Source organism: Aliikangiella maris (genome assembly GCF_040719265.1).
Lineage (GTDB): Bacteria > Pseudomonadota > Gammaproteobacteria > Enterobacterales > Kangiellaceae > Aliikangiella > Aliikangiella maris.
In genome coordinates, this window is the sequence record NZ_JBFDAH010000002.1 from 315990 (window position 1) to 339615 (window position 23626).

The following is a 23626-nucleotide window of genomic DNA, read 5'->3' on the forward strand; positions in this document are numbered from 1 at the left end:
TTAATCGATAAGTGACCAATTAATTATCATTTTTAATAAAAAAACAATAATTTTAGAAAATAAAGTAGGAACAATAATGGCAACTCAACGTGGCGGTTTTAGTACTCGCATTGGTTTTATTCTGGCTGCCGCTGGTTCAGCAGTAGGTTTGGGTAATATTTGGAAATTTCCTTTTGAAGTGGGTGAAGGTGGCGGTGCGGCCTTTGTCGTAATGTATTTGGCTTTTTGTTTTATTTTATGTTTTCCGGTTATGGTTGCTGAAATCAGTATTGGCCGAAAAACGCAGCGTAATCCTGTTGGCGCATTTAAAAGTCTGGGTTTTAAACGGTGGTCAGTTATTGGCTATTTAGGATTGGCAAGCGGTGTGCTGATTTTATCTTTTTATAATGTTGTCGCAGCTTGGGCATTTGGCTATTTTATTGACATTTTATCTGGAACTTTTTCAATTGGCGGTGAAGCATTTGGTCAGTTTACAGCTGACTGGATAAAAGTTGGCGGCTATGGCTTAATTTTTATGGTTGGTACTGCTTTTGTGGTTTCCCGCGGAATTGCCGGCGGAATTGAAAGAGCCGCTAAAATTTTAATGCCGACACTGTTCATTATGATTATCGGGTTGATTATTTATGCTGTAACCTTGCCCAATGCGATGGAAGGACTAAAGTTTTACCTGGTTCCTGAATTTGATGAAATTACTGGTTCAGTGGTTTATTCTGCATTGGGTCAGGCGTTTTTCTCGCTATCTTTGGGAATGGGCGCATTAATCACTTATGGCAGCTATGTGGCTAAAACCGACAACATTGTTAGTTCCGCGGCATCGATCACTCTGGTTGATGTGGGGGTGGCTGTACTGGCTGGATTCATGATTTTTCCTTTTGTGTTTTCACAAGGCATCGAGCCTAACGGTGGTCCAGGATTAATTTTTGCGACCTTACCCGGGGTGTTTCAGTCCTTGGGTGGTATTCTTGGCGTAATCATTGGTGCGTTTTTCTTTTTATTACTGTCTTTTGCGGCATTTACTTCCACTATATCATTATTGGAAGTGCCAACGGCATATATGGTGGACGAACACAATATTGATAGACGTATAGCTGCTTGGCTAATCGCGTTACTGATTTTCTTGATTGGGATTCCCTCTATGCTCTCTTACGGCGCGGTTGAAGCGCTTGGTAACTTTGTTACCATGCCCGGTAGTGACACACCCATGCCATTCCTTGATTTTGTTGGTGTTATTGCCAATGATACTTTTCTACCGCTAGGCGGATTTATGATCGCTGTCTTTACGGCTTATGTTTGGCGCACTGAGAACTTTAATCTAGAAATAGCCGAAGGCGATGAAAGTATCAAAGGATCCTGGTTACAAATGTATGTCGATTTTGCCTTGAAATATGTTTGCCCAGTGCTTTTGGGAGCCATCTTTTTAGTCACAGTTGCAGATAAATTCTTTGGTATTAAACTCATGAGCATGATTTTGGGTTAAACTCTTGACAAAATAGAGTATCAATCGAGTTTTACTTTGTTGATACTCAATAAAATCAACATCTGGAGCCTGTTTTGAGACTGATATCGTTATTGATTCCTGCGCTCGTGTTAGGAATGAGCGGATGCAATGAAGAAGAAAAGAAAAAAGATCCGATTCCAATAGAAAAACCTCAACCGGTGTTTGAGTCAACCTATCAGGCTCGTCCTTCAGAAGAGATGATTATCTTTAACGCCACTATTTTGACCGGTACAGGTGAACGCCTGAATAATGCGGCCGTTTGGTTAAAGAATGGAAAAATTGAAAATATTGGGACTTCCATGGTTTACCCTGAAGGCATTAAGAAAATCGATGCTGGTGGTAAATGGATTACGCCCGGTCTTATCGATGTTCATTCTCACCTGGGCGTTTATCCTTCACCATCCCATGAAAATAATGCTGACGGAAATGAAATGACAGGGCCGGTGACCGCACAAGTTTGGGCTGAACACGGGGTATGGCCACAAGACCCAGGGTTTAATCTGGCTTTGCAAGGCGGCGTGACCAGTTTGCAGATATTGCCTGGCTCTGCCAATTTAATTGGTGGTCGCAGTGTTACCCTGAAAAATGTACCTTCAATCACCATGCAAGGCATGAAATTTCCTGGTGCGCCGTATGGCTTAAAAATGGCCTGTGGTGAAAATCCCAAGCGTGTTTATGGAAGAAAGGGCCGCGCGCCGATGACTCGAATGGGTAATGTGGCGGGCTATCGTAGTGCTTGGATAGATGCAAAGGCCTATCAACAAAAATGGGATGATTATTACGAAGCAGCACAAAACGGAGAACAAAAAGATCCACCCAAACGGGACTTAAATCTAGAATCATTAGCCGGTGTACTCAGTGGTGAAATCCTAGTGCATAATCATTGCTATCGTGCCGAGGAAATGGTAGTAATGATAGATATTGCCAAAGAGTTTAACTACAAAATTTCAACTTTTCATCATGCTGTTGAAGCATACAAAATAGCCGATGTTTTAGCTAAAAATGATATTTGTGCCGCAATGTGGGCTGATTGGTGGGGATTCAAACATGAGGCTTATGATTCTGTAAAAGAAAATGTCGCTATGGTTGAACGTGCTAAAGCTTGTGCAATTGTTCACTCTGACTCACCGATTGGCATTCAACATCTAAATCAGGAGTCTGCCAAGGCAATGGCGGCAGGAAATAAGCGCGGCGCTCAAATTCTACCTCAAGATGCCATTCGCTGGATCACGCTAAATCCAGCAAAAGCATTAGGTATTGCTGATCAAGTGGGGAGTATTGAGAAAGGAAAAATGGCTGACATTGTCATTTGGAATCAAAATCCAATGAGCGTTTATGCCAAGGCTGAGCAAGTGTACATTGATGGTGCGTTAATGTTTGATCGGCAAAATCTAAAATCGAATGCAGTAAGTGATTTTGACTTAGGCATTAAAGAGCCAGCAGGAGAGCGACTATGATTATGCGTAAAATAAAATTGAAGTCAATAGGACTGTTTTCGCTTACATGTATGATGGTTTGTTTGAATACAGGGCTTACTGCTAAAACTTACATTATTAAAAATGCAACGGTTTATACCGCAACCGCGAAGGGCGTATTACATCAGGCAAATGTCGTGATCGCTGATGGTAAAATTATGGCTGTTTCGCAGGATTCCATTTCTCAAGAAAGCATTTCTAATGGCGCTGACTCTCAAAATGTTATTTCACCAGAACTGATACAAGATGCCCAGATTATCGATGCTTCAGGTAAATTTATTACGCCAGGGTTGTGCAGTGCTGATACAAAAATTGGATTGGTAGAAATTAACGGTGTATCGAGCACCGTTGATTGGTCAACCAAACAGCAGGGTTTGGGCGCATCGTTTGATATTTCATCTGCGATTAACTTTAGTTCAACGCTGATTCCACAAAACCGAATTAATGGTTTGACGAGAGCGATTGTTCGGCCGTCAGCAAGTAATTCAATCTTTGCCGGACAAGGAGCGGTTATTGCATTGCAATCATCGCTTGATGGATTAATTAAAGCAAAGGCTTTTCAAGTTGCTGTGTATGGCGCTTATGGCGCACAAAAAAGTGGTGGCTCAAGAGCCGCAGCCATGCAAACGATTGATACAGCGCTAACTGAGGCCAAATATTTGCGGCAACACGAAAGTCGCTATTTACCAGGGTTTAATTGGGCCTTTAGTCAATCGGTTGCTGACTTAAAAGCGCTCTATCCGGTATTAGACAGAGAAGTACCTTTGATTGTTTCGGTTGAGCGAGCTGATGATATCGAGCGGATGATCGCGCTAGCAGAAAAGCATCAAATCAAATTGGTTGTTGCTGATGCAGGTGAGGCTTGGCGAGTGGCCAGCAAATTAGCAGCAGCCAAAGTGCCGGTTATTATTAATCCTCTTGATAATTTACCTCAGTTCGAATCTCTTGCTGTGCGAATTGATAGTGCAACCAGACTTTATCAGCAGGGGGTTAAACTGCTATTTAAAGGTGGCGGTTCTCAATCCGATGGCGGGACACATAATGCCTATCTGGTTAGGCAGTCGGCTGGCAATGCGGTTGCTTATGGATTGCCAAAGTCTGTCGCGATTGAAGCGATGACTATCAATATTGCTGAAGTTTTTGGTATCGAAAATTATGGCCAGATTGAAGTTGGAATGGATGCTGATGTTGTTGTATGGGATAGTGACCCACTTGAGGTTACGGCTAATCCAGACTGGGTGTTCATTCAAGGTGTTGAACAGGCGCTGGTATCTAGAGCGACTCGATTAAGAGATCGTTACTGGGAACTTAAAGGTAATCATCAGCAAGCATACATCTACTGATTCTATTTTTTTTTAAAAGCTGATTAATTTATACCAGGCAAATTAAACCAAAACTATAAACTCAATAATAAAAAGGTTGAATGCAGAATGACGGTTGATAATAAGAAACAGCCAACGTTGATTGATGCTTTAATTCCAGTCGCTATTTTAATTTTAATGTTATTCGGTGCAGTAAAACTGTATGAGGATAACTCTTCTTATGGGCCCAATCAGATTGCGTTGCTGTTGTCGGCTGCGGTGGCTATGCTCATTGGATATAAAAATGGTTTTAGCTGGAAAGAGTTGGAAGAGGGAATCGTTAAGGGGATTTCGATGGCACTTGGTGCTATTTTAATTCTCTTGATGGTAGGTTCATTAATTGGTACTTGGATTTTAGCCGGCACCGTACCAACCATGATTTATTATGGACTGCAAATTCTCGATCCTGCATTTTTTTACGCGGCAGCTTGCCTTATTTGCGCGTTGGTTTCTATTAGTATTGGTAGCTCTTGGACTACCGCTGGAACGGTAGGCGTTGCCTTAATCGGTATAGCATCAGGACTTGAGCTATCGGTTGCAATTGCGGCAGGTGCCGTTATTTCTGGCGCATATTTTGGTGATAAAATGTCACCGCTTTCTGATACAACAAATTTGGCTCCAGCCGTTACCGGTACAGAATTATTTATTCATATTCGGCATATGGCCTGGACCACTGGCCCCAGTATTTTAATTGCCATTTTTCTTTTTTTGATTATAGGGTTGACTGAAAATTCATCTGCAACAACTGCAGGATTGGATACAACACTAAGTGTCATCGACAATCATTTTAATATATCGATATTATCCTTAATCCCGCTAGTAGTTGTTTTAGTGCTGGCCTATAAACGAATGCCGGCATTTCCAACTTTAATGATTGGTGCCTTGCTCGGTGGGATTTTCGCTATTGCATTTCAACCAGCATCGACAGAAAAGTCAGTTGAAGATTCGATTTATAGTTGTCAGGCATCAACTAAGCAGTCCATCAAGTCTTGTGAAGTTTTAAGTGTTGATAGGGAGAAAACTCAAAATGGACAAAACCAATATGTGGTTACTTTTGATGTGCGACCAGAATTTAGTTTTGCCTTTACCTTAAGTAAAACGCTCGACTCTGATAAATCACAGACTATATCATTATCTAAAAACGGGCAAGAGGTCATTATCGAACTTGAGCGCCGCAGTTATTGGGTTAACGCGATTGACGCCGTTTGGCGGGTAATGTCTGGAGGTTATAAGTCTGCAACAGGTGATGCATCTGTTGATGAGTTGCTTTCTCGCGGTGGGATGGAAAGTATGCTTAATCCGACGGTTTGGCTAATTCTTTGTGCCATGACATTTGGAGCCGTGTTGGAAACGGTTGGTCTGTTACAATGTCTGGTCAACAGCGCTTTACATTTAGTTAAAGGTACGGGATCGTTAGTTATTACCGTCATTGCGACCTGTATTGGTATCAATATTATTGCAGCCGACCAATATATAGCCATTGTGTTACCTGGTCGAATGTATCGGGCAGAGTTTAAGCGGCGTAAATTACATCCTAAAAATCTCTCACGAGTTTTAGAAGACTCTGCCACTATTACTTCACCGTTAATTCCCTGGAATACTTGCGGCGCGTTTATGGCCAGTACGCTAGGGGTTTCAACTTTTATTTATTTACCTTTTTGCTTTTTTAATTTAATCAATCCGATTGTTTCTATTATTTATGGCGTAACGAATTTTAAAATTGAAAAAATTAAAGAGTAAAAAGTACAAAATATTTTGCCAATTCATTAGGATTTGAACATGAAAAAACTCTATTCAATATTGGGAAATTCTCAAAAGCTTGATGGCGGAGCCATGTTTGGTAACGCACCAAAAGCAATGTGGCAAAAATGGGTGCAAGTCGATGAACTTAACCGCATTGATTTGGCCTGTCGAACTTTGCTAATCAAAGAAGAGAGTCGAAATGTGTTGTTAGAAGTCGGCATTGGGGCTTTTTTTGATCCGCAATATAAAGAAAGATATGGTGTTGTTGAGTCTGAACATGTATTACTAGACTCACTGGCCAGTGTGGGATTATCGCATGAAGATATCGATGTGATTGTTCTATCTCATTTGCATTTTGATCATATTGGGGGATTATTACCGCAATGGCAGCTAGAGAATGAGCCTGGATTATTATTTCCCAATGCGCAAATATTAATTGGAGAAGAGGCTTGGGAGCGTGCTTACAACCCTCATCCCCGTGATAGAGCATCATTTATTCCAGAAATTTTATCGTTACTTAAGTCACGAAAAAATGTCCATTTGGTTGATAGTAAAACTCACTCTTTGCTGGGGGATGATTACTGTTTTCATTTTTCGTCTGGACATACGCCAGGGATGATGTTGACCGAAATCAAAATGCCTGACGGGCCGATTGTGTTTTGTGCTGACTTAATACCTGGTGAGCCTTGGGTGCATATACCTATTACAATGGGATATGACCGCTGTGCTGAAAAGTTGATTGATGAAAAATCCCAGCTTTTGTCTGATTTATTTGATAGAAATGGCCGCCTATTTTTTACACATGATGCCAAAACAGCACTTGGCAGGTTGGGAAAAAATGAAAAAGGTCGTTATTGTCTAACTGAAAGCTTTGCTGAACTGAATTCTTTTCAAAGCTAACGTTTTGATTTTTATAAGTTTTATAAAAAAATGCAAAAAAACTATATTTTTGTGGAACTAACAATGTTTGAGTGAGTCTGAGTTATTAGAGAATTTAACTCCCCCTTACGGTTGTTAGTTAGGCAGTCGGATGTCCTATAGGGTTCAACCCCATTGAGCTTGAAGGCAGAATCTCCGATATAGTTTAAGCCACCCTTTACCAGGTGGCTTTTTTTTGCCTGTCATAAAGTTTCTAGAATTGACTTGCCGGTCAAAATGACTAAATAGTGCGCTGAATGACTAATAGTACTTTTTACAACCCTAGCAAATCACACCATTTAGGTAATTTGGATATGGCACTATTATTGCTACATTCAGTTAAGTTAATTCAAAAGACAACAAATAATTAGGAAAAATTGATGAAAAATCTGAAGCTGGTACTGGCATTGGGGATAATGGTTGGAACTTCGGTTTCTTTAGTTAAGGCATTTGAGCAAAATATAAAAGCGACTGAAAAGCGAGAACTATCGACACATGAAATTCAACAACTAGTGATAGAGGCAGGCGCTGGTTCTCTAAGGGTAGAAGGCAAAAAAGGAATTAAACAAATCTATTTGTCTGCAGATATAAATGTTGAGTCTGGTAATTATGAGCTATCGCTCGAACGTGAAGGAGAAGTAGCGCGAATTATTGCCAATCCTAATTTAAAGAATAAAAACTATTGGGGCGTTGATTCTCCTTATATTCATGTTACCGTGCAAGTACCCGCTTATTTGAATGTTAAAATTTCAGATGGGTCGGGAGATATTGCAATATCAAATATTGCAGGCGCACTTGAACTTTATGATGGTTCTGGTGATATACAGGGGGCAGACCTATCAGGATCTGTGGTTATTAAAGATGGTTCAGGTGAAATTCGTTTGAAATCTGTCGGCGAGCTAAATATTAATGATGGCTCTGGTGAAATGGATATTGTTCAGGTTAATGGAAGCGTTAATATTATTGATGGTAGTGGTAGCCTTCAATTGATAGACGTCAATGGTGATGTAAAATTAAATGATGGCTCAGGCGAAATTATTGTTAAAAATATCAATGGACATGTAACTATTAAAGATGGCTCTGGTGGGATTGAAGTAAAATCGGTCGAAAAAGGGTTGACGATTCTTGATGCAGGCAGTGGTGGGTTATCAATTAAAGATGTTAAAGGTGATATTGAAACCCGCTGATTGAAGAGCCCTGGACAAATACTTGCACAAATAAAAGTAAAGCGATTTGCCCGATATTCTTCGGGCATTCATTGAGTTGGCACTGTTTTTCGCTTATCAGGCATTTTTGTTTTTTTCGTCCCAAAGCATCGGTTCCCACAGTTCTATTTTGTTTCCTTCAGGATCCATAATCCAGGCGAATTTTCCATTTTCATGTGATTCTGGTCCATCGACAATTTCAATACCCGAATCAGTTAATTGATTAAGCATTTCATCGAGATTATCGACCCGGTAATTGATCATAAAAGGTGAGTTACTCGGGCTAAACCATTGACTATCTTTGTTTGCTAAATGCCACACGGTAAGACCTTGATCTTCCGATTTATCATCTGACCATTTTAAAATGGCCCCACCAAAATCGGCTAATGGCATTCCAAGATGTTTTTCATACCAAGCTGCCAGTGCCTTATTGTCTTTTTTGCTTTTAAAAAATATACCACCAATTCCCGTCACTTTTGCCATAAATGCCTCGCTTGCTGGAATTAAAATTCAATAATGAAGTAACATCTGATACTTAATTTGTTTGCTTTGTAATCAATAGAATGCTTATGTTATTGCAAATTGTAGGCGCTGTCTATGACAGCTCAAATGAGAACATTTGCTAATCGATAACGGTTAGATTATTAATTGCTTAATGTTTGAACTGCTAGCATACAGTATTCTTGTTGTACTTATGGATAAAGTCGTTGCTAGTATTATGAATGATTGAATGACCCTAGTTAATTTGTTAGATGGTGACTGTCAGGTTTCATTGTCTGAGTAATCTACAGATATCATAATTGGATTCAACCTTAGATGATTGCGAATATTAGGTGATTTAAAGTGATCGCATGTATAATGATTACTTTTCATTAAAAGTGTTTGTAGGTTAATCGGCTATTTAATCTGAATATTTGGTTGCGTACTTTTGCAAGTTGAAGTCTATAAATTGTTTATAGGAGTATTATAGACTTTTGGGTATATTTAGGTTATTTCGGGATTACACATTCATTACAACTTACATCCAATACAACTTACATCCAATACAACTTAAATAGTTTTAGTTGTTTTTAATAGATAGTATAAAATTTTTTAGGAGTGACTTTTATCAATGAGAGTGATCACCTTCGGTACATTTGATATGCCACATATTGGTCATGTAAAGATATTAAATCGTGCTCGCGAATTAGGTGAGCGTTTGATTGTAGGAGTATCTTCTGATGCACTCAACTTATTAAAAAAAGGACGTAAACCGATATACTCACAGCAGGAAAGAATGTTTTTAGTCCATGCATTTAAAGGCGTCGATGAGGTATTTTTGGAAGAATCACTTGAACTTAAGCGCGAATATATTTTACAACATCAAGCTGATATTTTAGTCATGGGAGATGACTGGCAAGGAAAGTTTGATGAATTTTCTGATATTTGTCAGGTGATTTATTTACCTCGAACGCCGTCTATTTCCACAACTTCGGTGATTGAAGTTGTGAAAACTAATCGACTTGATGAAAGCACTTTAAATCTGCTTGAAAATAAATAAAAATAGTTTTTATTAAAATAAATGAAGAATATTTTTTTTAAATATCATATAAAGCCAGATACTTAAAAAACTTTTCTTTTAATTCCTGCCGCAGCGAGTATTTTGGTTGCCAGTTCTTCAACTGATCGCGTTGTTGTATTGAGGTAAGGAATTTTTTCTCGACGATAAAGTGATTCTACTTCTCTTACTTCAAATTGGCACTGCTTGAGTGATGCGTAACGTGAGTTCGCCCGTCGCTCAGTGCGTATTTCATGCAATCGACCTGGATTGATAGTTAGGCCAAAAATTTTATTTTTTTGTTTAGTAAGGGCGGCTGGTAGTTTGAGTCTTTCCATGTCGTCTTCAGTAAATGGGTAGTTGGCCGCTTTAATACCAAATTGCATTGCCATATACAAAGACGTTGGCGTTTTTCCGCATCGCGACACTCCAACTAAAATTACATCGGCTTTATCGTAATGTCTGGTCGATATTCCGTCATCATTATTGAGTGCAAAATTAACAGACTCAATTCGAGAGTCATAGGCTTTTCCATCGGTGAGGGAGTGGGTTTTGCCGACACGAAAGCCAGAGGTTTCGCCTAATTCTGTTTCTAATGGTCCGATAAAGGTATGAAAGAAATCCAGTACCAATGCGCCACTCGATTGTATAACACTGCGAATTTCTGGGGTAACAATGGTATCAAATACGATTGCACGTAAACCAGACTCCTGTTCAGCGTCTTGAATAATCTTGCAAGCATCCTTTGCTTTATCTATATTATCGATGAAGGGAATGGTCATTTCATCAAATTCGACATTTTCGAATTGAGATAGTAATGATTGACCAAACATTTCGGCGGTAATACCGGTTCTGTCCGAGATAAAAAACACCTTCCGTTTCATATTTGTGTGCCCTTGAAGTAAAATACCCACTCTAATATTGGGTTGAATTTAAACATGCTAAATGAATATCGGCAAGTGTCATAACATTAGCATTAAAATTAAAGATCTTAGGAGTAATTGACTGTGCAAGACTTCGTGCTTTGGTATAACGGCTTAGGAATGAATGATGTTGATCGAGTTGGTGGTAAAAATGCCTCTCTCGGTGAAATGATCAGTAATCTGAGCAACATGGGCGTAAGTGTTCCTAATGGGTTTGCGACGACAGCTGATGCATTCCGTGACTTTATGGCGCAAAGCGGATTGAATGATAAGATTCAAGCCGAACTGAAGGCTTTAAATGTTGAAGATGTTGATGCTTTAGCGGTTACTGGTAGTAAAATCCGTCAGTGGGTTATCGATACCCCTTTCCAACCCGAATTAGAAAAAGCCATTCATGAAGCTTATATTCAGTTAAAAGGCGAAGCAAATGACGAATTTGCTGTTGCTGTACGTTCATCGGCAACTGCCGAAGATTTACCTGATGCTTCTTTTGCTGGTCAGCAAGAAACTTTTTTAAATGTTCGTGGGTGGGAAAATGTCAAACTGGCATTAAAAGAAGTGTTTGCCTCTTTATTTAATGATCGTGCGATCTCTTATCGGGTTCACCAAGGATTTGCGCATGCGGATGTTGCATTGAGCGCAGGTGTGCAAAAGATGGTGCGCAGTGATATCGCAGCCAGTGGCGTGATGTTTACTATTGATACCGAGTCTGGATTTTCTGACGTGGTGTTTATTACTGGAGCTTATGGTTTAGGTGAAACGGTTGTGCAAGGGGCGGTCAACCCTGATGAATTTTACGTGCATAAGCCGACATTAGCAGCTAATCGTTCGGCGATTGTCAGAAAAACAATTGGTGGTAAAGCGATTAAAATGATTTATACCGATGATGAAACTCACGGTAAATCAGTTGCCACAGTTGATGTTGAACCCGCGCTGCGTCAACAATTTTGTATTACACCTGCGGAAGTTGAAGAATTAGCAAAACAAGCAATGATTATTGAAAAACATTATCAGCGTCCAATGGATATTGAATGGGCAAAAGATGGTGCAGATGGCAAGCTTTATATTGTTCAAGCCCGACCTGAAACTGTCAGAAGTCGAGATGATTCGCGGATAATCGAACGTTATGTCTTAGCAGAAACTTCTGAAATTGTTGTTACTGGACGAGCTATCGGTCAAAAAATTGGAAAGGGACCTGCAAAAGTTATTTCTGATTTGTCTGAAATGTCTAAAGTTCAACCGGGTGATGTACTGGTGACAGATATGACCGATCCTGATTGGGAACCTATCATGAAGCGTGCATCAGCCATTGTTACTAACCGTGGCGGTCGTACCTGTCATGCAGCAATTATTGCACGCGAGTTGGGTATACCTGCTGTTGTTGGCTGTGGCGATGCTACAGATACCATTAAATCAGGTCAGGAAATTACTGTTTCTTGCGCCGAAGGTGATACAGGGAATATTTATTCAGGATTACTGGAATTTAACATTAATAACAGTGAAATTGATGACATGCCTGATCTGCCATTTAAGATTATGATGAATGTTGGTAATCCTGATCGTGCTTTTGATTTTGCCCGACTACCGCATTTTGGTGTTGGTTTGGCGAGATTAGAATTTATCATCAATCGAATGATTGGCGTTCACCCACGCGCGCTTCTCGAATTTGATCAACTTGAAGATGAAGAGCTCAAGCAAACAATTACTGAAACGATCGCCGGATACGACGATCCAGTGAGTTTTTATGTTGAAAAACTGGTTGAAGGTATATCAACGCTAGGAGCCGCTTTTTCACCTGAAAAAGTTATCGTGCGTATGTCTGACTTTAAATCAAATGAATATGCGAATTTGATTGGTGGACATTTATATGAGCCCGAAGAAGAGAATCCAATGCTTGGTTTCCGAGGGGCATCAAGATATATTTCTGCTGAGTTCGAACAATGTTTTGAGCTCGAATGTCGAGCAATTAAGAAAGTTCGTGAAGTGATGGGATTGACCAATGTCGAAATTATGATTCCATTTGTACGCACGGTTGATGAAGCCGCACAAGTCATAGAGTTACTCGCCAAATATGGTTTAAAACGTGGTGATAACGGGCTGCGCGTGATTATGATGTGTGAGCTTCCGTCAAATGCATTATTGGCAGATCAGTTTTTAACTTATTTTGACGGTTTCTCTATTGGTTCAAACGATTTAACTCAGTTAACCTTGGGACTTGATCGTGACTCAGGTATTATTTCTCATTTATTTGATGAAAGAAATGCGGCGGTTAAAAAATTGTTAAGTATGGCAATTCAGGCCTGCCGTAAAGCGAATAAATATGTTGGTATTTGCGGTCAAGGACCTTCAGATCATCCAGACTTAGCCAAATGGTTAATGGAGGAGGGAATTGAAAGCGTGTCGCTAAATCCAGACTCTGTTTTGGAAACCTGGCTATTTTTGGCGAATAAAGAAAAATAACCTATTGGCGTTAAACGCTCGATCTTGATACAACGGTTTCATCAAATAATATATTGATGAAACCGTTTTAGCTTTTATTTGTCAGTGTTGCTTTTTTGCCCATTGAATGTACTTTACCATTTCAGGCTGTTGCAACAACGCTTCTAGTGTATTCAAGTCTCGTCCTAACTGTTTTTCTGTAAATCTTTTATGAATATAGTTATGGCAACTTCGACAAATATTAATGCCGTTGTGTTTCATTTCAAAAGCAGTGTAATGCTTTTTAAACCATTTATTGGTGTGGCAACTTTTAGGGATTAAATGGTGAAAAGTTAATGGTAATTGTCGAGAACATAATTCGCATGTTTTTAAATCAGTCATTTTGCCCTAGTTTGGATAAGAGTTGTTGTATATCTAAATCAATTTTATTGAGAGAAGCTTTCAATTGTTTTCGCGATTTCATTAGTTCTCTAATATTTTTGTTGGATAATTTCTTGGTGCCAAAATAAAGTGGCGGATTAAGGTTATAGTCATTTTGTTTGATGACAGTATGTGTTGCAATACAATAATCAGGCATACTAGCCTGCTGATCTCCACTCAGTGACGACTGAATCTGATACAAGTATTGACCTGAAATTTCAGTGGTTTTTGCCTGAAACTGCACTGTTTTTTTGTGATACTGAAGTTGTTTATTAATTTGACTATTGCAGAAATCATGATAAATTTTCGATATTTTAAGTATCTGCTTATCATCAAATGTGTTTAATCTTTTGGATGGTGTAAAATAGTTTTCGGCATTAATAAATAATATTTCTTTGTTACGCTTATCTTTTCTGAGTATCAGAATGGCCGCATTTATATTTCTCTGATAGAAAGACTTAGGTGGCAAATTGATAATACAGTCGATGAAATTATTTTCAATTAACTGTGTTCGGATTAATTTTTCCTGCTCTCCGCGAAATAAAATGCCTTGAGGTGAAATGATGGCCATTCGCCCTTGATGCTTTTTTAGTGATGCCAAACCATGGAGTAAAAATGCAAAATCTGCTTTATTAGCTGGTGGTAAACCTAAATTAAAGCGATTCAAATTATCTTGAAAATGCTCCGTTTCCCGCCAATGATCGATTTTAAAAGGTGGTGCGGATACGACTACATCAAATTGACGTAATTGATTTTTTGATTCTTTATACGCTGGCGCGGAAAGACTATTACCGATATTGATTTCAAAGTGGTTGATGCCATGCAAAATGAAATTCATTTTTGCAATTGCTCCAATTTGCTGTTTGGCTTCTTCTCCAAAAAAGTGAGGTAAATCCATTTTTTCTCTCTTATATTGACTAAACTCAGCCACTTTAATCATTAGCGATGATGTGCCACAAGCAGGATCATAAATGGACTCTTTACCGGTTGGCTGAATGAGTTGTTGTACTAAGCCACTGATTGCAGTTGGCGTATAAAAAATAGCGACGTCAGGGATAGTTGAATTAACTCTGTCAATAATGGTTAAAAATACTTCACAAAGCATTTGCGGTGAAGAGTTTTTATTTGGAGACGGAATTTGGTGTAACGATTGCAGCATTGCTCTGAATAATTTATTTGCTTTAGCAAGGTCGAGCGGAAGTGCTTGTCTGAAATCAATATTAGATAACAGTTGATTGGACATTGCACGATCTTTTGATTTTTGATTTGATGCTTGAGTCGGCAATAAAAAGTTCAAATTATCTAATTCGGCTAGACATTGATTAAGTTTGTCTAAGATCAAATGCTCAGGCTGTTCGAGAATTTGTTTAATTAACAAATGCTTATTAGCCAAAATCTTGTGAGTTGCTGTTTCATTCATTAACTTTATGAAAACCAGCGAAATAAAGTAAGGGTATCCATTTTCTAAGCGAATAGTTTCGCTTAGAGTCTGGTTCACTTCCCAAATATCATTTATAAATTGGTCAAGTTTACTGAATGGCATAAGTGACTTCCATTTTATAAGAGGGTACTGTCGTTTAATAAATCGAATGCTATTTGGTGCATGATTTGTTTTGAGTTATCGATTAGTTCGCGATAGGTTTGTTGTTCTTCTTCAATTTTTTTATCTAATGCTAGTATTGAGGCTTGATGGTGCTTCGAAGTGATAAAACATGGGGTTAATTCAAGTGTTTTTCGACGAATACTTTTAGTGATAGAGCCTTCTGCATGCTGAATAAAATAATCTTGTGCTGGTAGTTGTTTGAGTTGCCAAGCTAAAAATGCAGGTAAAATCACAGATTGATATATTGGCTTTAATCGTAAAATATAAAAGTAAGGTGCACAAACAAGCTGTTGTTCAGGTGTTTGCTTAAAGAAAGAGACCGTAAAGTGTTTGCCTCTCGCACTTATTAAAATATCATCTTTTTGTAAAAAATTAGGTGCTTTTTTACCTGTTAAGTGTACTTCGGAAAAATGAGACCAATTTATTTCACCATTTTCAGCAACATCCTTCATTTGAATGCAGTAAATATTAGAATTACTAGTTTCCGGGATTTTACCTCTAAAGGGGTAACCTGCTGATAATTCGACTATTTCAGATAAGATCATAATAATAGAAATTGCATAAACAATAATGATGTAAATAATAGTTGACAGAAGAAAAATGTCAATATATATTATGCATAAAACAAAATGATGCAAATGTATAGATGTATGATATATAAAGATAAACAAATAAACAAATTTAAGGCAATACCCGAAAAGGTAATAAACATTCAAAAATTTTTGGAAAAATATTTGTTAAGATAAAATGCAAAGAAAAAGAAATGTGAATACACAAACGATATGAAGATTAATGTAAGAAAGAGAAAAGAACGAGCTGAAGAATGAATGTATTCACAACGAATACTAAGTAAAGCATAAAATAGAATGCAAAGTTGGAGCAGCTCCGTTAAAAATAAAGAAATATTATAATGATCAACTTGAAATTGATTTTATGATTTTGAGCAATTGAGTCACAAGGTAGAAAAAATAAAAAGTATACTTAAATATTTTAGATCGAGCTCAAAGAGTTCGTGTGATTATAAATTTTATTGACTAAGAAAAGATTATATTGATCAAAGATCAACTGTAATCGGTATTCAGTTTGTAGCAGCATTATTTCAACTTATTAAATTAGCAAATAATCTGTAGGTTAATGTCGAACCTATTTGTAAGTTATTAATTTATAGTAATGAAGCGCCGTAATATTTTTAAGTTAATTACTGCGTTTATCAGACAAATAAAGATTTGGGTAAATATAAGGCGGTAATCAATATCCTATAGCGTCTATGGGAGTGTTGATTGAAGTTGTTAACATCAAAAAGTATTCGTTTAAAAAGAACGATATAATTTATATTTGAATGTTAAAAAAATGTTAAGAGCGCTATCCCAACAACATTATTTATGCTAACCTCTCGGTTGCTTGTTGTTGGAAATTTCTTTCAGCTTGCTCACGGTAATAGAGTGATTTTGTAGCCAGAGCAAGCTTGATAAGTAACCGCCAACCCCTATGAACAATAGTGAACATAGAAGTTAGCGGCCCGTCTAAGGTCGAGGGTGGCAGCCCTCAGTTATAGACTGGCCATAGTCAATCTACACAGGAGATCAACTATGACGTCTTGCTATTATATAACGTCGTGGCTAACAACGCGACCCCAGATTCTCAAACCCTCAAATAAATTAGGGTTTATTTTCAATATTTTAATCCGTCGATTAACTTTTTGCTTTCTTTATAGAGAAACTTAGATCAATTAACCGTTTTTACGTTTCAAAGTAGACAATTTATTTCTGATTAAAGTATTCACACCTTTTTGTGTATTGCTCTAATTGAAGCTATTTGTCTATTTTTACCCTGTTTGAGAACTGGGGAAGCGTGGGCTGATGGTTAGTTGTAAAAGTTTCTAGCACTTGCACCAAAAAACAGTAATTGTTTCTGGTCATTTGAGTGATCGCCATTCTTACTCATAGGCTGTATGGCCAGTTTTCTATTGAGACACTTTCTGGTCAGGAAAGTGTGTTGTTATTAATAAAAGGAACTGTTAAATAAATGGCTAAAAGAAATCAACTGATTCAATCATTAATTGAAGCCAGAGACATTGCCGGAATTTCTGCTGAATATCTGATGACTTTTTTGAAATTTTTAAAGTCTGAACGAGAACAACATCTACTATATTCACTCTGCTGCAATTTTCACCGAGTAGAGCACACATTAGAAATCGAATTAATCCACTTAGGGATAGATATAACATCGCGCACCTATCAAGCGGACTCATTTAAAAATTCCATCTATGTCGATGTCGATTTTGTTGATGCAATCACAACCTTTTTAAAAGAAAAAGAACTTGATCGAATCAAAAATCGATTTTCTTAGTGATACGGTATTAATATTTAATCAATTGTGCTGCTCGGACTCTCTATCACTTATAAATTATTTAAGCGGTAAAGCTTTATTGGGGGCTTTTTATAAAGTAGAAACTTATTATTGGATTAAATAGCCTTGATTTTAGCAATAATTTTATTGAGTTTAATCAAAATGTACTTATCGAATTTTATTGCTTAGTCATTAGCAATTAGCTACTATTCGGCTGGTCGTCGCCGACGATATTTAATAAATTCGATTGATGACTTATTGAGATTCTAAATACGACTCAGGGAGATATTTAGTAATTATTTCTTTCAGTTCGCCATTTTCATGCATTTCAATAATGACTGATTCGAACTTTTCGATGATGTCGGCATAGTGTGAGGATTTACTAATACAAAGGTTAAATGGAACTATCGTAAAAGAGTTTGGTAAAATTACAAGCTCGTTATTATAACCTAGCTTCTGACTGTAGTAAGCTTCTTCGAGCCTACCATGAATGATTACATCAATTCGATTGGCGACAACCATTTGCAGTAACTGTTCTACTGTTCTGGTTTCAATTAATTCAATTTGGGATAAATTTTCTTTTGCCCAGCCATTACCTAAATTGGTCCCAACTCGAAAGCCTTTTAATTGTAATGGGGTACCAACTTGTTTTAGTTCTTCTATTTTGGGATGATCCTTACGTGTCATTAATGTTACTTCCCAATTAGCAACAGGAGTCGCATTCACATAGGTATATTGACGTCTTTCTGCTGTTGGTACGGTAATAAAGCCGTCGGCAAGATTGTTCTTTACAAGTGATTGAGCTCTTACCCAAGGAAGTCCTGTATGAGAAACCGGAATTTTTAGTTTATACACAACAGCAGCGTCAATAATATCGATTAAGATACCTTTCATATTACCATTTTCACGCCAGGAAAATGGCGCAAAGGCTTCATAGTAGACCATTTTTAAAGTTGGCTTGAGACTTGTTAGCTGTTTAGATTGTTCTGCAGAAATGACTACTGTATTGATAAGTAAGTAAAAAATAATCAATATACGCGCACAAAACTTCATGTAGATGATCTAATATTTGGCCGGACTGTTTTGTTCGGGGGCGGTTTTGGGAATTTCAATCGTAAAACAGCATCCTTTAGCGGGTGTATTGTTTTTTACTTGAATAGTACCTCCTAAAGTTAAATTAACTATATTGTAAACAATATTCAAACCCAATCCGGTGTCAACTGTACGTGAACCCGTTGTAAAAAATGGATCGAATATTTTTTTTAAGTTATCTGGCGGTATACCTTTTCCGTCATCCGCGTAAGTTATCGTGACTTGCTCTGAGTTACTGGATTCTTTTATTCTAATTTGAATTTTACCTTCATCTTCCGCTGAGTAGGCATGCCGAATGGAATTGTTAATTAAGTTAGTGACTATCTGGTTGATAGAACCAGGGAAACTATTCATTTCAATTTTTTTCAAACAGTCAAATTGTACTTTTATTTTAGGATTTTTAATTAAAGGCTCCGTCACAATAATGACTTCTTCTATTAACTCACCCAATTCAAAATTACGACGCTGTGAACTGGTTTGATCGACGGCTACCTGCTTAAAATGTCCCATTAACTCTACTGCGCGAGCCAGGTTTTTACTTAACAATATATCTGCTTTTTCATTGGATTGAATAAATTTATCTAAGCTGCTTTTAGTGAGCTCACCCATGTTAAACTGGTCTTTAATCGTTTTAGTACTATCAACTAAAGTGCTGGCAACGGTTACACAAATACCTAAAGGCGTGTTAATTTCATGGCAAAGTCCTGCAACAAGCCCGCCTAAAGATGCCATTTTCTCAGTTCTTATCAGAGTATCCTGGGCAAACTTTAATTCCTCTATTGCTGCTTCTAATTCGATAGTACGCTCTTTGACTTTGAGTTCGAGTTCTTGTTTAAACTGCTTTTCCAACTCGAGTAATTTTTCCCGATCTTTCAGTGCTTCTTTCAATTCATCTTCTGAATTTTTCAGTTGCAGATAAGAAAAGTGCAAAGTACTGCTCATTTTATTGACGGCCATAATGACTCTTTCAATTTCATCTCCGCGATAACTTTTATTTCGAGATAGCATTAAAGGTTTATCTGATTGTTCCAAATTCATAGATTCAAAATGTTTAACCAGAAGATACAGCGGTGTGGTAATCATGCGACGAATTAAGAACATAATGAAACCCGCAACAATAAAGGTTTTAAAGCCGTTAGAAAGTAATATCACCAGTGTTTTGTCGAGCAGTCGTTTATAGACTTGAGTTAAGTCAGATTGAATGATTAACTCGCCTATCTTAATACGTTCGTCGTTAATATGGGCGTGGGTCAAATCGAGTTTTTTCTCGATAACGAAATCCTTTTCACGAGTGCCTGCGGTCCAGTTTCCACCAATATTGGAGGTAACATTGACAAATGAAATATGTTGTAGACTAGAAATGCCATAGACCTGAGATTCAATAGTGGTCTCATCCATAATCCACAAATTTGATTCAAGCGGCTTCAAATAGGAAGTCACAATTTCATTTTGCTGATTTAATATTTGGTCAAAATCAGAACGATAATCATTGTACAACTGAAAAAGTGTCACGAAAACTGTAACCAGAGAACTAAATAATACAATTCGAATCGTTAATAATCGATTTAGTGAATTTGGAATTGATTTTAATTCGGTTTTTGTTCTCATTTAGTTGCCTTAAAACTGCTGCGACTATAAGCCAAGCTGGATAATGAGACTTAATTGAAAATTAACATTTTTGTTGAACACACAAATAATTAACTGGTCAGGCAATAGTTACTTAAAGCGTAGTACAGGAAATCGAATTAGGCTATTTAATCAGACACTGTCTATTTTTTAAGTTGACCGACCTGTCACTTAATTGTGCTAAACATGATAAATTTTTTTTTGAGATATTTTATTTTTAAACCACTATTTATTCATTTATTAAGAGGTAATATTCCGGTTTGAATTTTTAATATCGCAACCAAATATAATGGCAGTCTTTTTATATCAGTCTAATCTTAACAGATCTGTCACACACGTTTCTTAAGCTTCATCAGTTAACACCGAGAACGCACTTTCTAATTACTACCAACAATAATATTTGGAGCTTTTATGAATAATTGTACTCAAGCTTTAATAAAGCTGGGTCTATTTTTATGCTTGTTATTCACCACACTGGTTGAAGCAGCAAATTTAACTCGTGGTCCTTATTTGCAAATGGGCAATGAACAGGCAATGACTATTCGTTGGCGGACAGATTCAGCTACTGATTCTGTGGTTCGTTATGGCAGCAATCCCGCTAATTTATCGCAAAGTAAAACGGTGTCAGGTAATCGAACTGAACACGAAGTTAGATTAACGGGTTTAAATCCGTTAACGCAATATTACTACTCAGTTGGATCCTCTACACAGACAATTGCCGGTGGTGATAACAGTTACCGTTTTACCACTTCACCCAATCCTGGCACGTCGACACCCACGCGAGTTTGGTTAATTGGTGATTCTGGCACTGCCAATTCAAATGCCGCCGCCGTATATAATGCGTATTTAAATTATACGGGGGCAAACAATACGAATTTGTGGATTATGCTGGGCGATAATGCTTATAACGACGGGACAGACAGCGAATATCAAAACGCAGTTTTCAATATGTATCCTGAGTTGTTAAGACGCTCACCTGTTTGGCCAACACTTGGCAATCACGACGGACACTCTGCCGATTCGGCCAGTGAATCCGGTCCTTATTATGATATTTTTTCTTTGCCTAGAAATGCCCAGTCTGGGGGATTGGCTTCAGGAACCGAGGCTTATTATTCGTTTGATTATGGCGATATTCATTTTATTTGTCTTGACTCATATGAAACCAGTCGAGCTACCAATGGCGCAATGATGACCTGGTTACAAAATGATATTGCAGCGACAGATAAAAAATGGATTATTGCATTCTGGCATCATCCACCATATACCAAGGGGTCACATAACTCTGATTCTGAAGGCGCACTAATCGACATGCGTGAAAATGCTTTACCAATTATCGAAAGCTATGGTGTTGATTTAGTATTTTCGGGACACAGTCATTCTTATGAGCGTTCCTACTTAATTGATGGACACTATGGTTCGTCTGGTACGTTTAACTCCAGCCACTTGAAGGATGGTGGCGACGGGCGTGAAGATGGAAATGGTGCTTATCAAAAAGTCGATCAGGCTGCTAATGCTGGGGCTGTTTATACTGTAGCAGGTGCTTCAGGAAAAACTTCAGGCGGCTCACTCAATCATCCTGCAATGTTTACTTCGTTAAATCAGTTAGGCTCAGTGATTCTGGATATCAATGGTAATCGACTGGATGCCAAGCATTTGCGTTCTGATGGCGTAGTGACTGATCACTACACGGTCATTAAAGGCGAAGATACCACACCGCCAGTTTTAACTGCTACCTCTGCCACCAGTGTAAACGAAGTTGTGGTGAGTTTTAGCGAAGCGCTGGATACTGCATCAGCTCAAAATACGGCAAATTATAGTATCAACAATGGCGTCACGATTAATTCGGCGACTCTAAATGCCAATCAGGTGAGCTTAGCAACATCAAGCCTGGCAATTGGTACCAATTACACGTTAACCGTTAACAACGTTAAAGATACAAATAATAATATCATCGCGGCGAACAGCCAAAAAGGATTTACATTTGAAAACATACAAACGGTGAGTTTTCAAAATGGTGTCTCTCCTGGTAGCAGTTACACCGGTACCAGCGACAGTTATTTGGCAAGTGGAAATGCATCAACAAACTATGGTACATCAACAACATTGTTAGCCGATGGTGATGATGGTGCAAATGGCGAATTGGCAACCGTTATAAAATGGGACTTAAGCACTATACCTGCCGGTGTCAGTGTCAGCGAAGCGAGTATTGAACTGGAAGTTTTTAATCCGAGTGCCGGCAGCTATGTCTTATATAATGCTAATGCCAACTGGACTGAAAGTAACGTGACATGGAATAATATCAATCCGTTAGCTAATCGGGGTAGTCAAATCGGCAGTTTCTTGCCATCTTCTTCGGGCAAATATACGGTTGCGCTTAATGCTAACGGAATTGCTTTAGTTGAAAGCTGGATCAACTCAAATACCAATCAGGGGATTTTGATTATGACTGGCGGCAGTGCTGATGGAATTGATATGCGTTCTAGTGAATATGGAACAGCCAACATGCGACCACGCTTAAATTTGACCTACTCAAGTGGTACTGCATCAAACATTCCTCCGGTTGCCGATTTTGCAGTGGGCACAAATCAATTACAGGCAAGCTTTACCGATCAGTCATCTGATAGTGATGGCAACATTGTTAGTTGGTATTGGGATTTTGGTGACAATAATAGTGCAACATCACAAAACCCTGTACACAACTATACGAACTCAGGTACTTATAACGTCAACTTGACTGTCACCGATAACGAAGGTGCAACTCATAGTCGATTAAAGGCGGTAACTGTCAGTTCGGCTAACAATCCGGTTACGGTTGTTTTTCAACAAGGCCTTAATAGTTATACCGGCACTCAAGATACCTATGTTGCTTCCGGAAGCCCGTTATCAAATTATGGTGCTGATGCAGAAATATTAGCAGATGGTGATGACGGAACTCGTGATGAATTAATCACTTTAATTAAGTGGGATATTTCATCGATTCCAACTGGCGCAACGGTTACTAGTGCAACAATAACCATGCAGGTTTTTAATCGTTCTAACTCAAATTATGATTTATGGGAGTTAACGACCGCTTGGTCAGAAATGACTGCGACCTGGAATAATACTCAACCAGAAAGTAATCGCGGCAGTCAGATTGGCAGTTTCTCACCAACTTCTACGGGTAGTTATTCCATAAATCTAAATGCCAATGGTTTGGCATTAATTCAAAGCTGGATTAACGGTAGTAGTAATAACGGTATCACCATTGAAAGTGGCGGCACTGTTAATGGATTAGATATGCGTTCAAAAAGTTATTCAACTCAGGCTCAGCGACCAAAACTAACGATTACTTAGTCGCCCCTGAAAAAAGAAACCCCCATTGATTTTTTATCAGCCAATCATGCGCAGAAGCATTTTAAATGGTGAGTTCCGGCTGCGCAATCTCATTTCGCGATCAA

General features: G+C 38.2%; 17 protein-coding genes. 10 read left to right on the plus strand and 7 right to left on the minus strand.

What is annotated here, in order from left to right; all coding sequences use genetic code 11:
* Positions 1-76 precede the first annotated feature (76 nt).
* The 6 genes from ABVT42_RS03355 to ABVT42_RS03380 all read left to right on the plus strand — a co-directional run bounded on the left by ABVT42_RS03355 (position 77) and on the right by ABVT42_RS03380 (position 8182).
* Positions 77-1477: a sodium-dependent transporter gene (locus ABVT42_RS03355; protein ID WP_353873694.1), complete on the plus strand. Its 1401-nt coding sequence runs from the start codon at positions 77-79 to the stop codon at positions 1475-1477.
* Positions 1478-1551: 74 nt separating this feature from the next.
* Positions 1552-2955 (plus strand): amidohydrolase, encoded by a 1404-nt coding sequence (locus ABVT42_RS03360; protein WP_353873695.1) that lies wholly within the window; start codon positions 1552-1554, stop codon positions 2953-2955.
* Positions 2956-2957: 2 nt separating this feature from the next.
* Entirely contained in the window at positions 2958-4316 is a 1359-nt protein-coding gene (locus tag ABVT42_RS03365) for an amidohydrolase family protein (RefSeq protein WP_353873696.1), read from the plus strand.
* An 87-nt stretch (positions 4317-4403) separates the two neighbouring features.
* Positions 4404-6074 (plus strand): Na+/H+ antiporter NhaC family protein, encoded by a 1671-nt coding sequence (locus tag ABVT42_RS03370; RefSeq protein WP_353873697.1) that lies wholly within the window; start codon positions 4404-4406, stop codon positions 6072-6074.
* A 39-nt stretch (positions 6075-6113) separates the two neighbouring features.
* Positions 6114-6977 carry an MBL fold metallo-hydrolase gene (locus ABVT42_RS03375; RefSeq protein ID WP_353873698.1) on the plus strand — a complete coding sequence of 288 codons (864 nt, stop codon included), beginning with the start codon at positions 6114-6116 and terminating at the stop codon, positions 6975-6977.
* 398 nt (positions 6978-7375) lie between these two features.
* A complete protein-coding gene (locus ABVT42_RS03380; protein WP_353873699.1) occupies positions 7376-8182 on the plus strand; it encodes a DUF4097 family beta strand repeat-containing protein in 807 nt (268 codons plus the stop codon).
* Positions 8183-8278: 96 nt separating this feature from the next.
* On the opposite strand, the gene ABVT42_RS03385 is transcribed toward ABVT42_RS03380, so the two are convergent.
* Positions 8279-8683, minus strand: coding sequence for a VOC family protein (locus tag ABVT42_RS03385; RefSeq protein ID WP_353873700.1), 405 nt, complete (start codon positions 8681-8683; stop codon positions 8279-8281).
* A gap of 628 nt (positions 8684-9311) precedes the next feature.
* Between ABVT42_RS03385 and ABVT42_RS03390 the strand changes: the two genes are divergently transcribed.
* The gene (locus tag ABVT42_RS03390) at positions 9312-9740 is read left to right on the plus strand and encodes an FAD synthase family protein (RefSeq protein ID WP_353873701.1); all 429 of its coding nucleotides are present in this window, start codon (positions 9312-9314) and stop codon (positions 9738-9740) included.
* Positions 9741-9802: 62 nt separating this feature from the next.
* On the opposite strand, the gene ppsR is transcribed toward ABVT42_RS03390, so the two are convergent.
* On the minus strand, positions 9803-10621 hold the full coding sequence (gene ppsR, locus ABVT42_RS03395) for a posphoenolpyruvate synthetase regulatory kinase/phosphorylase PpsR (RefSeq protein WP_353873702.1): 819 nt from the start codon (positions 10619-10621) through the stop codon (positions 9803-9805).
* Between the two features lie 123 nt (positions 10622-10744).
* On the opposite strand from ppsR, the gene ppsA reads away from it, so the two are divergent.
* The gene (gene ppsA / locus ABVT42_RS03400; protein WP_353873703.1) at positions 10745-13120 is read left to right on the plus strand and encodes a phosphoenolpyruvate synthase; all 2376 of its coding nucleotides are present in this window, start codon (positions 10745-10747) and stop codon (positions 13118-13120) included.
* Positions 13121-13201: 81 nt separating this feature from the next.
* On the opposite strand, the gene ABVT42_RS03405 is transcribed toward ppsA, so the two are convergent.
* The 3 genes from ABVT42_RS03405 to ABVT42_RS03415 are packed head-to-tail and all read right to left on the minus strand — an operon-like array spanning position 13202 to position 15667.
* A complete protein-coding gene (locus ABVT42_RS03405; RefSeq protein ID WP_353873704.1) occupies positions 13202-13480 on the minus strand; it encodes a hypothetical protein in 279 nt (92 codons plus the stop codon).
* Positions 13473-15062 (minus strand): N-6 DNA methylase, encoded by a 1590-nt coding sequence (locus ABVT42_RS03410; protein ID WP_353873705.1) that lies wholly within the window; start codon positions 15060-15062, stop codon positions 13473-13475. Before ABVT42_RS03410 ends, ABVT42_RS03405 begins: the two co-directional genes overlap by 8 nt.
* A 14-nt stretch (positions 15063-15076) precedes the next feature.
* On the minus strand, positions 15077-15667 hold the full coding sequence (locus tag ABVT42_RS03415; protein ID WP_353873706.1) for a restriction endonuclease subunit S domain-containing protein: 591 nt from the start codon (positions 15665-15667) through the stop codon (positions 15077-15079).
* Between the two features lie 1480 nt (positions 15668-17147).
* Here ABVT42_RS03415 and ABVT42_RS03420 point away from each other — a divergent pair.
* Entirely contained in the window at positions 17148-17471 is a 324-nt protein-coding gene (locus ABVT42_RS03420) for a hypothetical protein (RefSeq protein WP_353873707.1), read from the plus strand.
* 255 nt (positions 17472-17726) lie between these two features.
* On the opposite strand, the gene ABVT42_RS03425 is transcribed toward ABVT42_RS03420, so the two are convergent.
* Positions 17727-18524, minus strand: coding sequence for a substrate-binding periplasmic protein (locus ABVT42_RS03425; RefSeq protein ID WP_353873708.1), 798 nt, complete (start codon positions 18522-18524; stop codon positions 17727-17729).
* 9 nt (positions 18525-18533) lie between these two features.
* Positions 18534-20171 carry a sensor histidine kinase gene (locus tag ABVT42_RS03430; RefSeq protein WP_353873709.1) on the minus strand — a complete coding sequence of 546 codons (1638 nt, stop codon included), beginning with the start codon at positions 20169-20171 and terminating at the stop codon, positions 18534-18536.
* 429 nt (positions 20172-20600) lie between these two features.
* Here ABVT42_RS03430 and ABVT42_RS03435 point away from each other — a divergent pair, with 429 nt between their 5' ends.
* Positions 20601-23522, plus strand: coding sequence for a DNRLRE domain-containing protein (locus ABVT42_RS03435; RefSeq protein ID WP_353873710.1), 2922 nt, complete (start codon positions 20601-20603; stop codon positions 23520-23522).
* Positions 23523-23626 lie beyond the last annotated feature (104 nt).

Bases quoted from the DNA above. Each gene is read 5' to 3' on its own strand.
- ABVT42_RS03355 (WP_353873694.1), top strand. From the start codon at position 77: ATGGCAACTCAACGTGGCGGTTTTAGTACTCGCATTGGTTTTATTCTG.
- ABVT42_RS03365 (WP_353873696.1), top strand. From the start codon at position 2,958: ATGCGTAAAATAAAATTGAAGTCAATAGGACTGTTTTCGCTTACATGT.
- ABVT42_RS03370 (WP_353873697.1), top strand. From the start codon at position 4,404: ATGACGGTTGATAATAAGAAACAGCCAACGTTGATTGATGCTTTAATT.
- ABVT42_RS03375 (WP_353873698.1), top strand. From the start codon at position 6,114: ATGAAAAAACTCTATTCAATATTGGGAAATTCTCAAAAGCTTGATGGC.
- ABVT42_RS03380 (WP_353873699.1), top strand. From the start codon at position 7,376: ATGAAAAATCTGAAGCTGGTACTGGCATTGGGGATAATGGTTGGAACT.
- ABVT42_RS03385 (WP_353873700.1), bottom strand. From the start codon at position 8,683: ATGGCAAAAGTGACGGGAATTGGTGGTATATTTTTTAAAAGCAAAAAA.
- ABVT42_RS03390 (WP_353873701.1), top strand. From the start codon at position 9,312: ATGAGAGTGATCACCTTCGGTACATTTGATATGCCACATATTGGTCAT.
- ppsR (WP_353873702.1), bottom strand. From the start codon at position 10,621: ATGAAACGGAAGGTGTTTTTTATCTCGGACAGAACCGGTATTACCGCC.
- ABVT42_RS03405 (WP_353873704.1), bottom strand. From the start codon at position 13,480: ATGACTGATTTAAAAACATGCGAATTATGTTCTCGACAATTACCATTA.
- ABVT42_RS03410 (WP_353873705.1), bottom strand. From the start codon at position 15,062: ATGCCATTCAGTAAACTTGACCAATTTATAAATGATATTTGGGAAGTG.
- ABVT42_RS03415 (WP_353873706.1), bottom strand. From the start codon at position 15,667: ATGATCTTATCTGAAATAGTCGAATTATCAGCAGGTTACCCCTTTAGA.
- ABVT42_RS03420 (WP_353873707.1), top strand. From the start codon at position 17,148: ATGGCTAAAAGAAATCAACTGATTCAATCATTAATTGAAGCCAGAGAC.
- ABVT42_RS03425 (WP_353873708.1), bottom strand. From the start codon at position 18,524: ATGAAGTTTTGTGCGCGTATATTGATTATTTTTTACTTACTTATCAAT.
- ABVT42_RS03430 (WP_353873709.1), bottom strand. From the start codon at position 20,171: ATGAGAACAAAAACCGAATTAAAATCAATTCCAAATTCACTAAATCGA.
- ABVT42_RS03435 (WP_353873710.1), top strand. From the start codon at position 20,601: ATGAATAATTGTACTCAAGCTTTAATAAAGCTGGGTCTATTTTTATGC.